This is a genomic window from Candidatus Chlorobium masyuteum (assembly GCF_011601315.1).
Classification (GTDB): Bacteria; Bacteroidota; Chlorobiia; order Chlorobiales; family Chlorobiaceae; genus Chlorobium; species Chlorobium masyuteum.
Genome location: NZ_JAAORA010000002.1, coordinates 630,177 through 648,663, shown reverse-complemented (window position 1 = coordinate 648,663; position 18,487 = coordinate 630,177). Strand labels below are relative to the sequence as shown.

Annotated in this window: 16 protein-coding genes and 1 tRNA gene; 6 read left to right on the top strand and 11 right to left on the bottom strand. The window is 48.9% G+C overall.

What is annotated here, in order from left to right:
- Positions 1-14: 14 nt before the first annotated feature.
- Together groL and groES are read right to left on the bottom strand one after the other, a co-directional pair.
- Positions 15-1,658 carry a chaperonin GroEL gene (gene groL, locus G9409_RS06605; RefSeq protein ID WP_076791431.1) on the bottom strand — a complete coding sequence of 548 codons (1,644 nt, stop codon included), beginning with the start codon at positions 1,656-1,658 and terminating at the stop codon, positions 15-17.
- A 42-nt stretch (positions 1,659-1,700) separates the two neighbouring features.
- Positions 1,701-1,985 carry a co-chaperone GroES gene (gene groES, locus G9409_RS06600; protein WP_166807996.1) on the bottom strand — a complete coding sequence of 95 codons (285 nt, stop codon included), beginning with the start codon at positions 1,983-1,985 and terminating at the stop codon, positions 1,701-1,703.
- A gap of 179 nt (positions 1,986-2,164) precedes the next feature.
- Between groES and G9409_RS06595 the strand changes: the two genes are divergently transcribed.
- The gene (locus G9409_RS06595) at positions 2,165-2,479 is read left to right on the top strand and encodes a hypothetical protein (RefSeq protein ID WP_166807995.1); all 315 of its coding nucleotides are present in this window, start codon (positions 2,165-2,167) and stop codon (positions 2,477-2,479) included.
- Between the two features lie 7 nt (positions 2,480-2,486).
- Here G9409_RS06595 and uvrA read toward each other — a convergent pair whose 3' ends face one another.
- Together uvrA and G9409_RS06585 are read right to left on the bottom strand one after the other, a co-directional pair.
- Complete coding sequence (gene uvrA / locus G9409_RS06590; protein ID WP_166807994.1) at positions 2,487-5,333, bottom strand: excinuclease ABC subunit UvrA; 2,847 nt, start codon at positions 5,331-5,333, stop codon at positions 2,487-2,489.
- A 119-nt stretch (positions 5,334-5,452) separates the two neighbouring features.
- Entirely contained in the window at positions 5,453-5,866 is a 414-nt protein-coding gene (locus tag G9409_RS06585) for an Rrf2 family transcriptional regulator (protein ID WP_166807993.1), read from the bottom strand.
- A gap of 135 nt (positions 5,867-6,001) precedes the next feature.
- Between G9409_RS06585 and G9409_RS06580 the strand changes: the two genes are divergently transcribed.
- On the top strand, positions 6,002-6,874 hold the full coding sequence (locus G9409_RS06580; RefSeq protein ID WP_166807992.1) for an alpha/beta fold hydrolase: 873 nt from the start codon (positions 6,002-6,004) through the stop codon (positions 6,872-6,874).
- Positions 6,875-6,917: 43 nt separating this feature from the next.
- Here the strand turns inward: G9409_RS06580 and G9409_RS06575 are convergent, their stop codons facing one another.
- Entirely contained in the window at positions 6,918-9,485 is a 2,568-nt protein-coding gene (locus G9409_RS06575; protein ID WP_166807991.1) for a putative LPS assembly protein LptD, read from the bottom strand.
- Positions 9,486-9,639: 154 nt separating this feature from the next.
- Between G9409_RS06575 and trpB the strand changes: the two genes are divergently transcribed.
- On the top strand, positions 9,640-10,839 hold the full coding sequence (trpB, locus tag G9409_RS06570) for a tryptophan synthase subunit beta (RefSeq protein ID WP_166807990.1): 1,200 nt from the start codon (positions 9,640-9,642) through the stop codon (positions 10,837-10,839).
- A gap of 133 nt (positions 10,840-10,972) precedes the next feature.
- Positions 10,973-11,045 (top strand) — tRNA-Gly (locus tag G9409_RS06565).
- 127 nt (positions 11,046-11,172) lie between these two features.
- Here G9409_RS06565 and G9409_RS06560 read toward each other — a convergent pair.
- The 6 genes from G9409_RS06560 to G9409_RS06535 all read right to left on the bottom strand — a co-directional run bounded on the left by G9409_RS06560 (position 11,173) and on the right by G9409_RS06535 (position 16,946).
- Positions 11,173-13,203 carry a carboxy terminal-processing peptidase gene (locus G9409_RS06560; RefSeq protein ID WP_166807989.1) on the bottom strand — a complete coding sequence of 677 codons (2,031 nt, stop codon included), beginning with the start codon at positions 13,201-13,203 and terminating at the stop codon, positions 11,173-11,175.
- Positions 13,204-13,639: 436 nt separating this feature from the next.
- The gene (locus G9409_RS06555) at positions 13,640-13,945 is read right to left on the bottom strand and encodes an H-NS histone family protein (RefSeq protein ID WP_166807988.1); all 306 of its coding nucleotides are present in this window, start codon (positions 13,943-13,945) and stop codon (positions 13,640-13,642) included.
- A gap of 255 nt (positions 13,946-14,200) precedes the next feature.
- Positions 14,201-14,380 carry a hypothetical protein gene (locus G9409_RS06550; RefSeq protein WP_166807987.1) on the bottom strand — a complete coding sequence of 60 codons (180 nt, stop codon included), beginning with the start codon at positions 14,378-14,380 and terminating at the stop codon, positions 14,201-14,203.
- 88 nt (positions 14,381-14,468) lie between these two features.
- On the bottom strand, positions 14,469-14,942 hold the full coding sequence (locus G9409_RS06545; protein WP_166807986.1) for a helix-turn-helix transcriptional regulator: 474 nt from the start codon (positions 14,940-14,942) through the stop codon (positions 14,469-14,471).
- 728 nt (positions 14,943-15,670) lie between these two features.
- On the bottom strand, positions 15,671-16,066 hold the full coding sequence (locus G9409_RS06540) for an ankyrin repeat domain-containing protein (RefSeq protein ID WP_166807985.1): 396 nt from the start codon (positions 16,064-16,066) through the stop codon (positions 15,671-15,673).
- A 193-nt stretch (positions 16,067-16,259) separates the two neighbouring features.
- Positions 16,260-16,946, bottom strand: a complete 687-nt coding sequence (locus G9409_RS06535) for an SOS response-associated peptidase (RefSeq protein WP_166807984.1) — start codon at positions 16,944-16,946, stop codon at positions 16,260-16,262.
- A 492-nt stretch (positions 16,947-17,438) separates the two neighbouring features.
- Between G9409_RS06535 and G9409_RS06530 the strand changes: the two genes are divergently transcribed.
- Together G9409_RS06530 and G9409_RS06525 are read left to right on the top strand one after the other, a co-directional pair.
- The gene (locus G9409_RS06530; RefSeq protein WP_166807983.1) at positions 17,439-17,660 is read left to right on the top strand and encodes a hypothetical protein; all 222 of its coding nucleotides are present in this window, start codon (positions 17,439-17,441) and stop codon (positions 17,658-17,660) included.
- A 190-nt stretch (positions 17,661-17,850) separates the two neighbouring features.
- On the top strand, positions 17,851-18,471 hold the full coding sequence (locus G9409_RS06525) for a TMEM175 family protein (protein WP_166807982.1): 621 nt from the start codon (positions 17,851-17,853) through the stop codon (positions 18,469-18,471).
- Positions 18,472-18,487: the final 16 nt, after the last annotated feature.

The window sequence follows — 18,487 nt, the reverse complement described above, 5'->3', positions numbered from 1 at the left end:
ATGGAGAGCGGAGATTAATACATGCCGCCCATTCCACCCATTCCGCCAGGAGGCATTGCCGGCATGTCAGGCTTGTCTTCCTTGATGTCGGTAATGGCAGCTTCGGTTGTCAGAAGAATACCGGCAACTGATGCAGCGTTCTCAAGAGCGCTTCTGGTTACCTTGGTAGGATCGACAACACCGGCTTCAACCAGGTTTTCGTAGGTTTCGGTTCTGGCGTTGAAACCATAATCGCCTGTTCCGGCCTTGACCTTCTCAAGCACAACAGCACCATCCGAGGTACCGGTGTTTGCAACGATCTGGCGAAGCGGCTCTTCAAGCGCGCGGCGGATGATCTCAATACCTGTTTTCTGATCTTCATTGTCTGCAACAGCCCGGTCGAGACCCTTGATCGCACGAATCAGGGCAACACCGCCACCGACAACAATACCTTCCTGAACAGCAGCGCGGGTAGCATGCAGAGCATCTTCCACACGGGCCTTCTTCTCTTTCAGCTCAACTTCGGTTGATGCACCGATGTTGAGAACGGCAACGCCGCCTGAAAGCTTTGCAAGGCGCTCCTGCAATTTTTCGGTATCGTAATCAGAGGTTGATTTTTCAATCTGGCCTTTGATTTCGTTGATGCGAGCCTTGATCTCTTCGGCTGTACCTTTACCCTCAACGATGGTCGTGTTGTCCTTGTCGATGGTAACGCGGGCAGCCTGACCGAGGTAGGAGATGGTTGCGTTTTCGAGCTTGTAGCCCTTCTCTTCGGAGATAACGGTACCGCCGGTAAGAATGGCGATATCTTCCAGCATTGCCTTGCGGCGGTCGCCGAAGCCGGGAGCCTTGACAGCGCAAACTCTCAGGGTGCCTCTCAGCTTGTTGACAACAATCGTTGCAAGCGCTTCGCCTTCGATATCTTCTGAAATGATCAGAAGAGGACGACCGGACTGTGCTGATTTCTCAAGAATAGGAAGCAGCTCCTTCATGTTGCTGATCTTCTTGTCGTAGATAAGAATCAGCGGATCTTCCAGTTCAGCATCCATCGTCTCGGGATTGGTCACAAAATAAGGCGAAAGGTAGCCGCGATCAAACTGCATACCCTCAACAACCTTGAGCTCGGTGTCCATACCCTTGGCCTCTTCAACCGTGATAACACCATCTTTACCAACCTTGTCCATCGCCTCGGCAATCAGTTCGCCGATTTCAGGATCGTTGTTGGCAGAGATGGTACCAACCTGTGCAATCTCCTTTTTACCGGAGATGTTGCGGCTGATGTTTCTCAGCTCCTGCACAACCTCTTTAACTGCGCGGTCAATACCTCTTTTGAGGTCAATCGGACGGGCACCGGCGGTAACGTTCTTCAGGCCTTCGCGATAGATCGCCTGGGCAAGAACGGTAGCGGTGGTGGTACCGTCACCGGCAACATCACTTGTTTTCGAAGCAACTTCACGAACCATCTGGGCACCCATGTTCTCGATGGAATCGGAAAGCTCGATCTCTTTGGCAACAGTAACGCCGTCCTTGGTTGAGGTAGGAGCACCGAATTTTTTGTCAATCAATACATTACGTCCGGCAGGTCCGAGGGTAACTTTCACGGCATTTGCCAGTTTGTCGACACCAACCTTGAGCTTTGCTCTGGCTTCGGTATCAAAGAGAATATCTTTAGCAGTCATTGTAAAGCGTTCCTCCAGTAAGGGTTAAAAAGTTAGAAACAGTTAAAGAATAGCGAAGATGTCAGACTCACGCATGATGAGGTAGTCCTCACCCTCCACGTTGACTTCAGTGCCGGAATATTTACCATAAAGCACTTTCTGACCTACTTTTACCTGCATTTCAAGCAGCTGGCCGCTATCTGCAACCTTGCCTGCTCCAACGGCAACCACTTCACCATACTGTGGCTTCTCTTTCCCGGTATCAGGAATGTAAAGACCACCTTTGGTTTTTTCCTCTGCCGGTGCAGGTTTAACAATAACTCGATCAGCTAAGGGTTTCAAGTTCATTGTCTTCTCTCGTTTGTGTTTTAGATTAAGAGTACGATACTATTGGTTAGAATAGAGCGTTTTTTATCTTTTAGCACTCACAGTGCTCGAGTGCTAAAAGAACACCTAATGATAAGAAAAAAACTTTCCACTCCAAACAGTTTCTTTACTTTAGAAAGTATGTTGAACACCCTTTACCGATGACCATCATGGACGAAAAAACACGAACCTCATTAAATCCGGCACAATACAGCACCATCGGCAAGGTTGCTGTCGAAAAGCTGGAGAGTATCCGCTCGAAAATGCTTGACAACACCGCTACCGAAGAGGACCGGCTGCTTGGCAGGCTGCTTGAGGAGATTACGGCACTTGCCAAAAACCGCATCTCGGTTACAGCAAACGAGAGCGATTTCAGCAAGGGCAGCGATGTGTGGGTTGAACGAACCGAGGGGCACTTTCCGCATATCAGGCTGCATGGCGGAGCGCTTGAGGATGATCCGATAAAGTCATTGTGAGTTTCGCTCACGCTTCCGCTGAGCGCCTGAGATACCTGCCGGTTACGGAGTGATCCATCGCAGCAATCTCTTCGGGTGTCCCTTCAGCCACAAGAGAGCCGCCCTTGTCACCCGCACCGGGTCCGAGATCTATGATCCAGTCGGCCTGCATGATGATGTCGGGATTGTGTTCAATGATGACAAGCGTATTGTTCTGCTCAAGCAGTTTTTCAAAACAGAGAATCAGCTTGTTGATATCCTCAAAGTGCAGTCCGGTGGTCGGTTCATCAAAAATAAAAAGCGTGTGCGCCGTATCGGCATGAGCGATGAAACTTGCCAGTTTCAGGCGCTGTGCCTCACCGCCGGAAAGCGTGCTTGAGGACTGGCCAAGGCGGATATAGCCGAGTCCAACCTCTTCAAGAACCATAAGCTTTCTTGCAACTGCCTTCTCATCCTTGAAAAAGGTGATCGCCTCTTCAACCGTCAGGTCGAGCACTGCGGCAATCGAAAGACCATGATACTCTACCTCAAGGGTTTCAGGCTTGTAGCGCAAACCGCCGCAATCCTCACAGACCGCCTCAATATCCGCAAGGAACTGCATCTCGATATGGACACTCCCCTCTCCGGCACAGGTTTCACAGCGGCCGCCGGGTATGTTGAATGAAAAATAACCGGCCTTCCACCCCCTTGCTTTGGCATCTCTCGTCTGGGAAAAGAGGTTGCGGATATCGTCAAATATCTTCAGGTAGGTTACCGGATTACTCCGGCTTGACTTGCCGATGGGCGACTGGTCAACATGCTCAACCCTGTCAACCATCCATGTGCCTGAAATCGAGCGGTGCGTTCCGACCTGCTCTTTAAGGCCGACCTTCTCCTTCATGATCCCCTTGTTGAGAATATCATTGACAAGGGTTGACTTGCCTGAACCGCTCACACCGGTAATACAGGTCATCACGTTGAGCGGAAAGCGCACATCGATGTTCTTGAGGTTGTTCTGCATGGCACCGGTAATCTCAATGCATGCGCTGAAATCAGGTTTTCTGCGAACCTTCGGCACCGGGATGCATTTTTTGCCGTTGAGATAGTCGGCAGTAAGGGAGGTTCCCGACCGCTTCATCTCATCAACGGTACCGTGAAAAACCACCTCTCCGCCAAGACGTCCGGCATAGGGGCCAAGGTCGATCACTTCATCTGCGGCTTCAATGATCTCACGGTCATGCTCAACCACCACCACGGTATTACCAAGATCACGCAGGCGCCGTAAAAGCGTAATAAGTCGCGCGGAGTCACACTGGTGAAGGCCGATGCTCGGTTCATCAAGGATATAGATCGCTCCGACAAGCGGAGAGCCGAGTGAGGTGGAGAGATTGATTCGCTGAAACTCGCCGCCGCTCAACGTGTGGGTGAGGCGGTCAAGCGTAAGGTAGTTCAAACCCACATCGAGCAGATAGCCAAGCCGCTTGATAATCTCCTCCAGAACCGCTTCAGCAACCTTGCGGTCAAAGGGAGAGATCTCCAGATTGCGGAAAAACTCTGATGCCTCGGCAATATTCATGCGCGTAACCTCGCCGATATGACGTCCGGAAACCCTGACAAGGCGGGCATCAGGATTGAGACGGCTCCCTTCACAATCAGGGCATATTGCATAACCGCGGTAACGGCTTAAAAAGACCCGGAAGTGCATCTTGTAGCCCGACTCCCTCTCTATCTCAGCAAAAAATGGACGGATTCCCTTCAACCGTTCATCACCGAGCCCCTTCCAGATGATATCCTTGTGCGCATGGGAGAGCTTTTCATAAGGCTCGTCGAGCGGTATGCCGAGCGAAGGGGCGACCGAAAGCAACTGGCGAAGGTGCCAGCGGTACTTTTCAGAGTTCCAGCAGGCTATAGCCCCTTCCTGCAAGGAGAGCGACTTGTCGGGCACAACAATGTTCTCGTCAATACCGGCAATTCGGCCGAAACCCTGACAGGTAGTACAAGCGCCGATCGGGGAGTTGAAGGCAAAAAGCTGGGGTGAGGGTTCCTGGTACTCAATCCCGTTCAGTTCGAGCCGGTCACTGAAAAGGTAGCTCTTGCCTCCAACCACCTTCAATGCGGCATATCCGCCCGACTCATTGAAACAGCTCTCCGCTGCCTGTGATATCCGGCTGAAAACCTTCTCATCGTTCCTGGCCACAAACCGGTCAACCAGCACAAGAACATTTGCACGCTCAGCGTTCGGCATATCAAGCAGGCGGCGACACTCCTGTTCGTGATTGAGATCAAGTATTTCATCACCGGCAACCACCCTGAAAAAACCCTTCTTCAAAAGATTGGCAATTTCATCCTGAACAGAACAGAGATGGTGGCCTGCATCCTCGTGAGAGGGAAAAAGGAAACCGACATAAAACTTCGTGCCCTCCTCAAAAAAACCTGCCTGAAGGCTCACGTCATCCGGAGTATGCTTCAGCACCAGCTCATTGGTATCACGGGAGTATATTTTACCGATCCTTGCGTAGAGCAGGCGGAGATAGTCATAAATTTCCGATACCGTACCAACCGTTGAACGGGGGTTTTTTGGTATAGGTTTCTGCTCTATGGCGATTGCCGGCGCTATGCCTTCAACACTTTCAATATCAGGCCGCGGCATGCGTTCAAGAAACTGCCGCACATAGGCCGAAAGCGACTCAACATAGCGGCGGTGACCTTCGGCATAGAGCGTATCAAAGGCGAGGCTTGACTTGCCGGAGCCGCTGACTCCCGTCAGAACGACAAACCGGTTACGGGGAATACAGACAGAAATATTGGCGAGGTTGTGCGTATTGATCCCTTTCAGGACAATATCCGGCAGACTCGTTTCAGCAACTGCTGAACTGCTGAGCCTTTGAGTTGTCATGTTCAAATTAGTGTTGTCAATTTATGTCCGGACCGGAAAACCTTCAAAACAGGGCAATGGCAGATCCGGAGTTAATAAAGGGAGAATGAAACTCATCAGGAATTTTCAGGCACAGCAGCTCACTGCGGCTCCTTCCTCAAGAGCGATGCAATGGTTGTGGAGGCCATCAGATCCTGAATTTTATTCTGCAGGCTGTTCATATAGTCACGATGATGACATGATGAACTGATTTCACAACTGGCCAGTTTCTTGCCGCACCGCATAAGATGGGGATCGCCCTCGATGGCAATAGCGATATCGGCAACCGTGATCTCTCCGGGTTTACGGCCAAGAGAATAACCACCCTTGACCCCCTGGACAGAACGGGCAATACCGGCTCGCTTCAGACTTTGCATCGCTTTTGAAAGAAACTCCTGGGAAACACCGATATCATCAGCCATCTCCTTTACGGTGACAACCCTGTCAACACCTTTTGTCGACAGATAGGTAACGGCATGAAGTCCGTATTCAAATTTTCTCGAAACCTGAAGCATCGCAGTGTGATTTCTGTTAAACTGGATAGAATTAAACCTGATACCTATAGTAACCAATATCTTTATTATTGCCTCACAACCGATATATTGCCTTATAAGTTTTTACACATCAAGAGACTCTACTGATTGTAACCTATGAGCAGCACGGTGAAGGACCAACATTTTCTCTGGCAATTCGCTCCCGATCAGGAAGCAAAAATTCGCTATCAGGAGTACGGTCAGGATAACCCTGACAAAACACCGATTCTCTTTATCCACGGCTACGGCGGCATGCTTGAACACTGGAACCTCAATATTCCCGAGTTCACGCATAACCGTAAACTCTACGCCATGGACCTTATCGGGTTCGGCAAATCACAGAAACCCAACGTCCGGTACTCTCTTGAACTCTTTGCCACACAGATTGAGGCCTTTCTCTTTCTGAAAAAGCTTGATTCGATCATTATTGTCGGCCACTCCATGGGTGCAGCAAGCGGTATCTATTTTGCCCATCATCAGCCTGAAAAAGTCAAAGCGCTCATCCTTGCAAATCCATCCGGCCTTTTTGCCGATATGATGGATGGGATGGCGAGCGTCTTCTTCGGCCTTATCGGATCTCCAATGATCGGCGATGTACTCTTTTCAGCTTTTGCCAATCCGCTTGGCGTCAGTCAGAGCCTTATGCCAACCTACTACAACCAGAAGATGGTTGATACCAAACTGATCAACCAGTTCACCCTTCCCCTGCAGGACAAAGGAGCCCAGTGGTCCTATCTCTCCCCGTCAAGACGACCGCTTGATTTCCGGCTCGACAACCTCAAGAAACCCTGCAACTTCAAAGGTCCGGCTTTTCTCGTCTGGGGTGCTGATGACATGGCGCTTCCTCCCCATAAAATCATCCCTGAATTTCAGCAGCTTCTGCCGCAGGCCGGAGCATTTATCATTCCGAAAGCAGCGCACTGCATCCACCATGATGCCCATGAAGCGTTCAATGAGCGACTGAAATTGATTCTTGACTCACTGGATTAATCTACCCTGAGTCCCTGAAAAAACGGATCGGGACGCAACTGATTTATAACGAGGTACTGCCGGAATGTTTCAGCCTGAGATCCCTTAACTGGGGAGTTTTCAGTCCGATCTGAATCGCGTAGCTCCGGAAACTTCCGCTCGGTACCCACTGAAAACCAACCTGCCAGCAGTGAAGATCGCGATAGAGCTGCAGCATGGGGAAAATCACTTCCCGATTCCGGAGATCATAGCCGGTATTGACTGATACCTGCCATGTTTTTGAGACCGAGAACGTTGAAGATGCTGTAACCAGTGAGGTTGTTGTTGGCTCAAGAGGATTGCTCCGGTCTGACTGGAGATAGAGCGAGAGGCGAAACTGCCAGGGCAGCGTGTAATCAATGTCACTGTACTCACCGTTATTAAGAATTCGATCCCGCAGCAGTGATGATGGATTCATCTGGATTGCCGGGCCCGCTGCCGGTGCTGAAGCTCCAGCCACCCTTCGTCCCTGAAGGGTGAATCCCATGTTCAGGAACCCCCTGACAAAGCGTAAAAGCCCTTTGCCTTCATCCTTGTTGAAGCGGTTGACCCTCACTCCACTCAACGGGTCATAACTGTAAAAATCATACATACCGCCCGCACTCAAAAGAAAGTCCGGAGAAAGGGCATTGCTTTGGGCTGTGAGGATAAGCGGTTCAAGCTTGAGGGACTCTGCCGCAAAATTATAGGAGGTAGCAACATTCAGTGCGAGCAATTGAACCGTGTGACCGTCATAAAATGAATCCGATTCTGCCTGCCCGGAGGAGCCGATGAATTTGCCATGAAAGAGATTATTCAGGCTGATGCCAACTCGGCTCTGCCCTTCGGGAAGACCGCTGTACCAGCGATTTTCAAATCTGTTATAGCGCGTGCCATAGGTCCAGTCATAGAGATGGCGGTGGTAGTAGTCACTTCCGATACCGCTGAACGCCGGATTCCAGGTGTAGGTAAGGGTAGGGATAAAGGTATGACGAAGCGCCTTGAGCCCCGGCAATCCGGTTTGTACTGATCCGTAAAGCCGAGTCGAGGCATCAACCGAAAAAACAGTGGTTGAAAAATCCCTGTCGCGGGAAGCACTGCTCAGAAAACGGGTGAAAGTCAGAGACGGATTGACATTGAAATATCGAAAAAGGGTTGATTGCATACGCAGTGGAAAAAGAACCCGCTTTGCACTGTATACATCTTCATCAAGCCCCGGTACCGGCTCTCTTGCAAGCAGACTGATCCCCTGTGTAAAAAGCGCTTTGTACCCCTCGGAAAACTCCCGGTAGTAACCCATCTCAACATCAGCACTCGCCGAATAACCCGAAGAAGAGGGCCCGTCCTGTGAAGTGGCACTCCCCGACAATGCTGCAGCGGAGCTTACCGAAAGTGCGGAGTTGAAGGGATAGAAACGGTTCCGGTAAAAAGAAGCTCCAAAGGTGTCCGTGGCCTTGTGGGTAGAGAGATCCTTGATTCTATCGAAATAAAGAGCGCCAATAGTGCTCTCGTCATTGAAGGTTTTGCCGAGGGATCCTCTGGCATTTGCCTGCCCGGTCAGTATGGTTTCAGCATTGACTGAATGCAACTCATAGATACGCTCACCGCCCTGAAAATCCAGATTGAGATCAAGACGCGTTGAAGGATCCACGAGCTGGTTATGCAGAACACTCAAATTCCAGTCACGATGGACACTTCCATCGGAATTGAGGATATTGCGTTTGAACTCCCCTGCAATGCCTCCGGAAAAATCATGTTGTTTCGTGTAGCGAAAGCGGTTTCCAAGCCGCCAGCTTCCGTTCAAGGCAAGATCACCATCAACCTTCAGATCCATATACTCATCAATAGCCCAGAAATAGCCAAGATTCGACACAAAGTAACCGCGATCGCTCGCACGGCTCGGGGTTGGTGTCAGAAAACCTGATGAACGCGCATCCTGGAGGGGAAAAACCATATAGGGCAGCGCAAGAATAGGCACTGCGGGCAGACGCCGGGAAAAAACCTCCGGTCGCACATACAGGACAAGCGGTCTGGCGACTACTTTTTTGCCCGGAATAATGGTCAGACTGGAAGAGGAGATCCAGTAATGCGGATCATCGTCATCACAGGTTGTGTAGGTTCCGTCACTGATCTGCAGCTCACCGCTGTCAAGACGCGAAACATGCTCTCCCTGAAAAATAAGCTCACTGGAAGAGGAGGTGACATTGGAGGTCTCCCCCCTCTGTCTCCTGAAATCATAGGTTATTGTTTCAGCATTGAAACTCCCCTTGCTGTCGGAAAAAACCGCAGGATCGGTCAACTGTTTCGAAGAATCAGCCACACCCGATGCGCGAAGCTGTTCGGTATTGAGATCAATCACAATCCCTGGTGCAGTGAGCCGTCTACTCTCATGGTTGATGGCTGCTTTCCCCCGAAGCTCTATAGTACGCCGGTCGAAATTGTAGATAACCGAATCTTTCGCACTAAAAAAGATGGTGCTTTCAATCCCGGATCCAGCCTTCTCGGGAAGCGAAGGCGCGGCAGCATGGAGACGACAGGGCGATAACAATGAGACGAACCCCGCAACGACTGTCGAAATGGTCTGAAGTGAAATGTTCCTGTTAATTATCGTCAATGCCCTTTTGCTCCGCTACAGTATTGTGATGGCCAGTGATAAAAGTTTAAATATATTCTTTTTATTGGTGTATGATGCGTGTTTTTCCGTAAAGGGTCTTCATCAGAAATGCCATAACCACAATTTTTTAAATTATTTAACCCCTTCTCACCCTATGGTGGCGACTCTCTATTCCGCACCCGATAAAGCCGGACATTTCGGAAATTTCGGCGGCAAGTTTATCCCTGAGACTCTTATCAAAAATGCGGCCGATCTTGAACTGGAATATATAAAAGCAAAAAACGATCCGCTGTTTCAGTCTGAACTGAATCTTCTCCTCCGTGATTATGTGGGACGTCCCACACCACTCTATCACGCCGGCCGGCTCAGCCGCAATCTGCGAGGTGCACAGATCTATCTGAAGCGGGAGGATCTCTGCCATACCGGAGCCCATAAAATCAACAACGCCCTCGGCCAGGTGCTGCTTGCCCGGCGAATGGGAAAGAAAAGGGTGATTGCCGAAACCGGTGCCGGTCAGCATGGTGTAGCTACAGCAACGGTTTGTGCACTCTTTGATTTGAACTGCATCGTCTATATGGGTGAAGAGGATATCCGGCGCCAGGCGCCGAATGTTGCAAGAATGAAGCTTCTCGGCGCTGAGGTCAGAGCCGTCAGCAGCGGATCAAAAACGCTCAAGGATGCCACAAGCGAAGCTATCCGCGACTGGATGAATAATCCTGAAGAGACCTTCTATATTATCGGTTCGGTTGTCGGCATGCATCCCTACCCGATGATCGTTCGTGATTTTCAGGCGGTGATCGGGCAGGAAACCCGCTCACAGATTATTGCCCAGGCAGGCAGACTGCCCGATGTCATCACGGCATGCGTGGGAGGCGGGAGCAATGCGGTCGGCATGTTTTACGAATTCCTCAAAGATGCCCCCCCCATCGAACTTGTCGGTGTTGAAGCGGCTGGAGAGGGGCTTCAGGGACGGCACGCCGCTTCGCTTACGCTTGGCAAAACCGGTGTACTCCACGGCGCCATGACCAAACTCCTCCAGAATGAGGACGGCCAGGTTGAGGAGGCACACTCCATCTCCGCCGGGCTTGACTATCCGGGAGTAGGGCCCGAACACTGCTACCTGCAGGAACTCGGACTGGTAACCTACACCTCAACCACCGACAGGGAGGCACTCACCGCACTCAAAACCCTTGCGGCAACTGAAGGTATCATCTGTGCGCTGGAATCGGCACATGCCATCCACTACGCGATAACGAGAGCGCCGAAAATGAGAGAGGAGAGCATTATCGTAGTCAATCTCTCCGGCAGGGGTGACAAGGATATGGAAACGATCATCCGGGAGCTGTCGCTGTAGGGAGCTGCTCTGAATTTATTCTGCGATATGATTGCGTCGTTGGGGAGGGTCTTAGTGCAAAAGCATCTTTCTCAAGAAAATGCATGAAGGAGTTGCACGAAAAAAAAATATCCTTATATTTATGGCTCATTAAGCGGGAATAGCTCAGTTGGTAGAGCACAACCTTGCCAAGGTTGGGGTCGCGAGTTCGAGTCTCGTTTCCCGCTCAGCAAAACAAAAAAGCCTCTGTCAAAAGAGGCTTTTTCTGTTTTCAGATCAAATGGGCAAACAGACCGGTCTGCCCATGCATTCAAAATCCGGAATTAAGAATTCAACATCTCTTCAAATCCGGAATCACTTCCCGTCGCGGAGCTTCGCCATATCAGAAACCACTCCGGCAGACTCAATAAGCAGCAGATCGTTATCTGACTCTTTTGAAGAGTCGAGTACCCACTGTTTCTCGATCTTTTTTATGTTCTCCATGGCCGATTTAAACGCCGTTTCCTGCAGGGATGCACCTTTTCTTTTCCGGATCAGGTCGATGGTTTTCAGGTCCCGAAGATAGGTCTGGTAAAGAGGGTTCGCTTTAGAGCGCTCAAGCTCTTTTTGACGAAGCACTCCGATCTCCGCCTGCGAAAGTGCTGCAACAGGCTGGTAATTGGCCGGAGAAATGGTGCTGAATGGCAGACTGCTTGTATAGGTATCCTCTCCAACTGTTGCCGTGTCGATCATCGATGGCATAACAAGATCCGGCTCTACCCCCTTGTGCTGGGTACTGCCTCCCGAAATCCGGTAAAACTTTGCAATCGTCAGCTTTACCTCGCCAAGATCAACCGGAGTGTCGGATAACGTAATCGGTCTTGAAATCCGGATAATGCTTTGAACGGTTCCCTTGCCGAATGTTCTCTCGCCAATGACCACGCCGCGACCGTAATCCTGGATTGCTGCAGCAACAATTTCGGACGCTGAAGCGCTGTACCGGTTCACCAGCACGGCAAGCGGACCGCTGAACTGTGCGCGAATATCCGCATCATTGAGCACCGTCGTTGCACCACGGGCATTGCTGATCTGTACGACCGGGCCGCCCGGAATAAACAGACCGGTAACCTTTACCGCCTCTTCGAGTGAACCTCCCCCGTTGTTTCGGAGGTCAATCACAATGCCATCTACACTCTCGGCTTGCAGCTCCTGCAAAATTTTCAATACATCAGTGCTGGTGCTGTTATAATTGCCCGTATTGCGCTGCTGACCTTCAAAGTCAAGATAGAATGAGGGAAGCGTAATGACCCCTATTTTCTTCCCGTTCTGAAGGATAATGCGTTTTTTTGCCGCCTGCTCCTTAAGATCCACCTTGTCACGAACAAGCCGGACAATGATCGCCGGGCCGCTGCCTCTCTGGCTTACGGGAAGAATTTTCAGACGTACAATTGTACCTTTTTTTCCACGAATCAATTTAACCACCTCATTGATTCGCCATGCTGTGACATCAACAATCTCGGCCGTTTTTCCCTGCCCTACACCAATAATTTTGTCCCCCTTTTTAAGCTGATTGCTTCTGAAGGCCGGCCCGCCCGGAATAACCTCATTGATAACCGTATACTCACCCTCGGTCTGCAGCTTGGCGCCAATACCCTCAAGAGAGCGACTCATGTCAATCTGGAAATTGGCATACTCATCGGGCGAAAAATAGGAGGTATGGGGATCAAACGAGGTCGTCACCGCATACATATAGGCCTGGAAGGCATCTTCCGGTTTCAGGCGATTAAGAAGGTTCAGGCGGCTTGAAAAACTCTTTGCAAGGGCTCCCCGAACAGATTTTTTCGCTTCACCGGAATATTTGAGATTGAGCCACTGATATTTCAGCTCTTTTCGCCACAGATCGAGAAGCTCACGTTGGTCAGCCGCCCAGAGGTCATGCTTGCGGTCAATATCGATGCTGTCCGGTGCGGTGAACCTGAAATTAACGGTATCAACCGCCGTGCGCATAAACTGTACTTTTTCCTTCGCCCGTTTCAAAAAATAGTTATAGATCTCAAACCCGGCGGTGGGCATTCCGGCAAGAAAGTCATCATCAATACGGGTACCATACCGCTTTTTGAGGTTTTCAACATCGCTCGCCAGAAAATAGCTTCGGCTTCCGTCAAGATTATCGATATAACGGTTGAATATCTGCATGGAGAGGGAGTCATTGACCGCAACCTTTCGATAATGGTTCTGCAAAAGATATTGGGTGATATAAATACCCGCCTCACTCTGGGCCGGAGTCGGCATGAGGGCAGTCACCTCTTTCGTCGGAGCTGTTTTTGCTGCCAGGGCAGTAACAAGAGGGAAAAATACCCCTGTAGCAACAAGAATAAGTATCAGATTTTTTCTGAGTAATGTCATCTCATAATCTTTCGGTTGGACAACCTGTTCCGGCAATTCGTAATTTGTAAAGTCAAATATAACAATCAGCAATCCCTTTTTTTCATCAATACAGAAGGGTAGCGATCATCATCTCTGACAGATAAACTCCTCATCAGGAAAAGCAATAAAAACAGCGCCGGGTATCAGCGGGGGGACGGCATTAGCGCAGAGTCACGCTGAAACGTGAAGAGCAGCACACGACTTCCGGTCAAGTCAATCAAGTGGACTACCGCTCACCACGGCTAACGATGATGCCATACATCAACATTATCCGTGGATCCACGACAGCATAATGAACTGCTGATAATTACAGATATCGAGAACGGTGAAGGAGAAGCCGATACCTTCATGAAGACAACAAAGCTTCTTCGGAGAACGACCTGTTACAACTTATTCCCGATAGAGTAACTTCGATTCAGTCCTGAATACGATATATTTCAATACTCTCTCCGGCAGCTTCAATTGCCTTGACCCACTGGGGTTTTGGGCCTCTGCCTACCCAGTATTCATGCTCGTTCTTCCGGTACTTTATGGGCGATGGGGTCTTTGGTGCAGACTTCACTGCTTTCCCCTTCCGTCCAAGCTCATCCAGAGAAATATTATACGTAACCAGCTTCGCCCGGATATCATCTATGACTGATTTACGCTCAGCATTGATAATTTCGTTACGCTCTTTTTCAAGCTGAGCAATTTTTGCATTGAGTTCTGCAACTTTTGACATATCCACTCCTTATTAGATTTATTGTAAATATCCTTAATATCAAATACAGGCTAATATAAATACTGAAACAGCAATCAAAAAATCAAACAGCGTTTATTTCATATTTATAGGTATTCTCGATGCAACTCCACTGAAAAGATCAACAATGGAAGAATATTGATCGTTCAAATAAGAATAAAATATCCTGACGGTTTCTCTCTCTATTGAAAACTCCATTATTTCATCTTCAAATAGAGATCTGCCATCAATTCCGAATCAAACGAGTTCTGACATAATGAAAATCCGGAGAGAAAACCCCGCAAAAATTCTCTCTATTTTTCGCGCCGCCGCTGACCATGCGGCAAACATCTTTTTGTCTGAAATGTTATGTGGGCGGCCATCCGTGCTCTGAGCATCAGCAAGCATCACAGTCAAAACGTTGCGATGCTCTGCCATAACTTTTTGTATTTATTCATTGCAGCGGCAGGCTTGAGGAAGCCATACCATATTTTCCGGCAGTCCCGGATGAAAAGGGGAATAAATCTTAAACGGCAAAAACAAACTCAGAAAGGTAGCTCTTGATTGATTGATGTGTTCCAAGCTTGAGCTTTTTATGCATCCGGTAGCGGATACTCTCCATCCCCCTGATCGAGACATCAAGAGTGCGGGCAATATCGCCAGGATCGTAGTTCATCTTTAAAAGCAGACAGACTTTCAATTCACGTTCGTTGAGCGCGGGATGTATTTTCTGAAGTCTGATGATAAAATCAGTATCCGATTCAGTCAGAGACATCTTCAGCATTTTCTCGAACTTTTCTACCTCTATGAGATTGAGACAGATATCTGTTATCATCTGCCTGGCCTCTCCATCAATCCCGAGCAGATTTAGCTGATCGAGAAAATCCCTGAGTACAGCACCTTTTCCGTCAAATAGCGATCCCAGTCTGCTCAACTCCTTCTCTCTGGATGCTATTTCAGCCTTAAGCGCTTCTATCACCCTATCGGATGGATTACTCATCACTACACTGTTCGGACATGCATGCGTAATCATAGTTATTACCATCACCTATAACGGCTTTACGACCCATAAAAAGCAATGTATAAAGCACCTTCCATTCACTCTGTTTTTTAATGTACGTATAAGACACACCGCGAACAAGAAAGAAAGGAATATTCAGGAGTTGACCCCGGTCATCAGGCTCAGACTGAAAGCAACTCTTAAAAAAAAAGAATTTCAGCTCTTCAATTCCTTGTCAAATAACCCGTTTCATCAATAACAGCAGAAAGTAAAAAGAGCCATACCGCATATCGAAACACAAATAAGATAGCAGTTCATTATGATCTGAGGTGTTTATGATACATAGGTGAGGTAAATAATCATGTCGATCGATATCGGATCTCAATAACGGGAAGCAACAAAAAAAACGATACCCCGATTACACTCTTTTAGTTACAGAACATATATCAATGTATACGATATTTCAAAAAAAAGCTGATCTCTCTATTTTTTCTGCCTGTAACAATCAGATAATTAATGGCACTCAAACGTAAGAGTAGATTGGCAACAAATCGGATTAATCCGGAAAAGCTTTTAGCAGAAAAATCGAGAAGCCTCTTTTCAGCCTGAACCTAAAAAGCCCCGACTGATAGAGGGGGCTTTTGAAGCTCTTTAATTGGTCACTTTATCTTACAGAAACTGCGGCTCTGACGGCAGGTGATGATAGTCCGCCTTGATTTCAATTCGGCTTATTTGCGACCGCCAAGCTTGCGTAACAGTTCAGCAACGTCTGTATGATGGTTTGCCTCAGCAAGCTTCAACGGCGTCTCTCTGTTTTGATCTACCGGGTTGATCTTTGCTGCATGACCCAGCAGCAGCTCCACCACCTCCGGATACCCTCTCAACGCTGCAATGTGCAGCGGGGTCCTGCCGGTTTTGGTTGTAACATCAACATCTGCACCTTCACAGAGCAGCAGTTTCGCTATTTCAGCATGTCCATTATCCACTGCACAGTGTAACGGCGTCAAATCCACAATTTTGCACTTCGCATTGACATCGGCCCCCTGGGCGAGCAACTCTCTGACCCTTGGCAGATTATCGTAACAAGTTGCATCGATAAGCTCTCGATTAAGAGTGGATTGCACCGTATTATTCGGGTTTGCCGGTTATTGCAAGATTTAATTCTTAAAGCAATATAGCAACAGGAGGGAAGGTAACTATCTCTTTTTTCCGATTTTTTACGAAATATATACTCTTTTTAAACAAAAACCGGCACCTGTATACATTGCATATACAAGAGAAAGGAAGATCAGCGAAGTAATCAAATCGCGTAACAAATCAAGTGGGGTGCTCATGCTCAATACAGTCGCGACGAATGTATTGCGGGTTGTTTACCCTTGTGGAAACCGGGTAGATATCGAGAGTACCCTCAGCGGATGGCTCCAACAGTATTTCAGCACCCGGCTTTCCGGCCTGAAGCCACTTCCGCCAATTTTCCGGTTCAAGAATCACCGGCATCCGGTCATGAACGGGTGCCATTTGATGATTGGCTCTGGTGGTAATGATGGTGCAGCTTCGAACCGGCGGTGCAGCGGCATCAACCGGCTGCCAGCTCTCCCAAAGCCCGGCAAAAGCCATCGGCCTGCCATCCACGCGGTGAATGTAGTATGGCTGTTTTTTTGCTCCTCCGCTCCGCTGCCACTCGTAGAAACCGCTTGCAGGAATGAGACAGTGGTGGCGGTTGAGTATGTGACGGAAGTAAGGCTTAAACGAAAGGCTCTCGGCCCGGGCATTGATCGGGCGTATTTTCGGCATTGCACGAGCCCAGTGCGGAATCAACCCCCAGTGCGCTTCGGCAAGGGTGTAGCGGCCGCTCTCCGCAAGAAGGGTGACAATATTGGATTCGGGAGCAATGTTGTAGCCCGGATGAAACGCAAACCCCTCATCCTCCTCAAAAGGAAGCTCAAGCTGGCGAAGCTGCTCAATGAAGAACTTCAGCTCAAAAAAACCGAATCGTCCGCACATGGATGGAAATGATTGACTGCTTTTGAGAACAGTGCCCGGATATTTCAGGCTCTTGTATTGTAAATACCGTTGATCGTACAACAAATGATCAATCCAAAAAAGTCCGGATATATTCATTCATTTCGTCTTGTCGCATCTATGTTGAGTTCAGGCTGTAACAGCCGGAAATATCCAGTCGATGCTTGACGATCATCACCCTGATCCTGAACTTATAGCCCTTGTACTTCGTTTTTTAAAGTATTAATCAGAAAAAAGAGTTAACCGTTACGAAAAGTCCCATCATAGCCTGCCACCGAAGTCAAAGAACAGGCATGTATTGATCAGCGGGTCCGGAGTTTTCCACTGATCCGAGGGCAGATTTTGCCTCCGGTAGCGAATTGATGAGGGGGTGCATGACAGTGACCGGAATCAGCGAAACAGGGAGCAGAAAAATTTCCACGGGTGTTGAGCGTATTTGTAGTGGTGAAGGAGATAATTTAACCGATAGCAGAAATGAACACGATAAAGATAGTTGCGATCGTCCTGATGGCATCCGGGATACTGGGGCTGGTTTTTGGCAGTTTCAATTACACAAAAGAGAGCGAAGAGGTAAAGTTGGGACCGGTCGAACTCACCATAAAGGAAAAAAAGACGGTCAATATTCCGGTTTGGGCCGGAGTGGGGGCAATTGTTGCCGGAGGAGTACTGCTGGCTTACGGCAGCAGAAAAAGTTAATACGTTAGTCAATGGTTTAAAATCGGTTTCCTGCAGCGACCCCATGGGAGCTCTCAGAGGGAAACGGATGCCTTAACAGAAATTTTGCCGACCTGATGTCATTTGCCGCGCAAACTTTCAAATTCAATCATGTTGCATCTTCTTACGGGGAGCTGGCATCTAACTTTCCATCGCCCTTAAAGAACATCCTATGCACCGTGATAATGAAACCGTCCGTCTTGAAGCATTCAGTGATGGCGTATTTGCCATCGCCATGACCCTGCTTGTCCTGCAAATCAAGGTTCCCCGCCATGAGGTAGTCGCACTCAAAGGGCTGGCGCAATCTATTGTCGCACTTTGGCCAAGTTATTTAGCCTTCTCGACCAGCTTTATCACCATACTGGTTATCTGGATACACCATCACTGGATCTTCAAGTTGATCAACAGGGATGGTCATGCCCTGTTTTACTGGAATGGCCTCCTGTTGTTTTGTGTCTCGTTTATACCATTTCCGACGGCTTTGCTCTCAGAGTACCTGATCCACCCCGATGCAAGGGTGGCATCAACCCTCTATTCAGGAACATTTCTGGCTACGTCAATCTCCCTGTTTGCTCTATGGAGGCACGCTTCACTCCATCTGCTTTCACCTTCAGCATCCGAGCAGAAAACAGATGAAGCTGTTCAGCTCACCAATCAATACCGGTATGCTCCTCCGCTCTATTTACTGGTATTCATTTTATCGTTTTTTTCGGAATCTTGGAGTGCGGGACTCTGTTTACTGCTCGCCTTAACATTTGCGTTCGGGGGATGGCCTGACAAAGGAAATCATTGACCAAATTACTGAGGGC